Raw genomic sequence first — 1,554 nt, 5'->3', positions numbered from 1 at the left:
GCCGGCCTACATCGCCAGCACGTACTTGAGCATCACCCCGGCGGCGATCGCCGAGCCGATCACCCCCGCCACGTTCGGGCCCATCGCGTGCATCAGCAGGAAGTTCTGCCCGTCCGCTTCCAGACCCACCTTGTTCGACACCCTGGCCGCCATCGGCACCGCCGACACCCCGGCTGAACCGATCAGCGGGTTGATCGGGTTCTTACTGAACCTGTTCAGCAGCTTCGCCATCAGCACCCCGGCGGCGGTCCCCACGCAGAAGGCGATTACCCCCAGCAGCAGGATCCCCAGCGTCTGCGGCTGCAGGAACTTGTCCGCCACCAGCTTGGCCCCCACCGACAGCCCGAGGAAGATGGTCACGATGTTGATCAGCGCGTTCTGCACCGTATCGCTCAGCCGCTCCACCACCCCGCTCTCGCGCATCAGGTTGCCGAAGCAGAACATCCCCAGCAGCGGCGCGGCGTCCGGCAGCAGGAGCGCCACCAGCAGCAACAGCACCGCCGGGAAGAGGATCTTCTCCCGCTTACTCACCGTACGCAGCTGCACCATGCGGATCTTCCGCTCCTTATCCGTGGTCAGCGCCTTCATGATCGGCGGCTGGATCAGCGGCACCAGCGCCATGTAGGAGTAGGCGGCCACCGCGATGGCCCCCAGCAGCTCCGGCGCCAGCTTGCCCGACAGGTAGATGGCCGTCGGGCCGTCGGCGCCGCCGATGATGCCGATGGCCGCCGCCTGCGGCAGGGTGAACGAAATCAGGCCGAAGTAGTTGAGCGTCAGCGCCCCGAGGACGGTGGCGAAGATACCGAACTGCGCCGCCGCCCCCAGCAGCAGGGTGCGCGGGTTGGCCAGCAGCGGGCCGAAGTCGGTCATCGCCCCGACGCCCATAAAAATCACCAGCGGCGCGATGCCCGAGCCAATCGCCACCTTATAGAAGATGGCCAGCACCCCGGCGGAGTAGCCCATGTCCACCGCCAGGCTCTCCATCTGCCCCTGCACCGACGGCAGGGCCAGGGCCAGCGCCTCCTTAATGGCGTGGACGTCCGGCGCGCAGTGGAGCTTCGCGGCAATCACCGCCAGCTGCGCCGGGTCGTGGTGGGCCAGCAGGCTCTCCAGAGCGCTCAGCGCCAGCCCGGCCTCCGGGATGTTCGACAGCAGGCCGCCGAAGCCAATCGGCAGCAGCAGCAGCGGCTCGAACTTCTTCGCAATCGCCAGCCAGAGCAGCAGCAGGCTGACCAGCAGCATCACCGCCTGGCCGAACCCCAGGTGCACCAGCCCCATCCCCTGAATCAGGGCGTTCAGACTTTCCATTTCCGCTCCTCGTCGTTACGCCAGCTGCAGCAGGGTGTCGCCGACCGCCACCGCATCGCCGGCTTTCACCGCGATACCGCGGACGGTCCCGGCCCGGGCGGCGCGGATTTCGGTCTCCATCTTCATGGCTTCCAGAATCAGCAGCACCTCGCCTTCGGCCACCGTCTGGCCCTCGCCGGCAATCACTTTCCAGATAGTGCCCGCCAGCGGCGCGGTGACCGGGGTGCCGGCGCCGGCCGGGGCGGC

At 68.0% G+C, this 1,554-nt stretch carries 2 protein-coding genes; both read right to left on the bottom strand.

Annotated features, from left to right (window positions below):
- Positions 1-6: 6 nt before the first annotated feature.
- Positions 7-1,308: an oxaloacetate decarboxylase subunit beta gene (locus ACOI6Z_RS27445; protein WP_101996200.1), complete on the bottom strand. Its 1,302-nt coding sequence runs from the start codon at positions 1,306-1,308 to the stop codon at positions 7-9.
- Positions 1,309-1,323: 15 nt separating this feature from the next.
- On the bottom strand, positions 1,324-1,554 hold a 231-nt coding region (locus ACOI6Z_RS27440), incomplete at its 5' end, for a biotin/lipoyl-containing protein (protein WP_180265532.1).

Origin of the sequence: Klebsiella sp. C239 (genome assembly GCF_048822715.1) — a bacterium.
GTDB classification, from domain to species: domain Bacteria; phylum Pseudomonadota; class Gammaproteobacteria; order Enterobacterales; family Enterobacteriaceae; genus Klebsiella; species Klebsiella quasipneumoniae.
This window is presented reverse-complemented; position numbering and strand designations above follow the sequence as displayed.

Bases quoted from the DNA above. Each gene is read 5' to 3' on its own strand.
- ACOI6Z_RS27445 (WP_101996200.1), bottom strand. From the start codon at position 1,308: ATGGAAAGTCTGAACGCCCTGATTCAGGGGATGGGGCTGGTGCACCTG.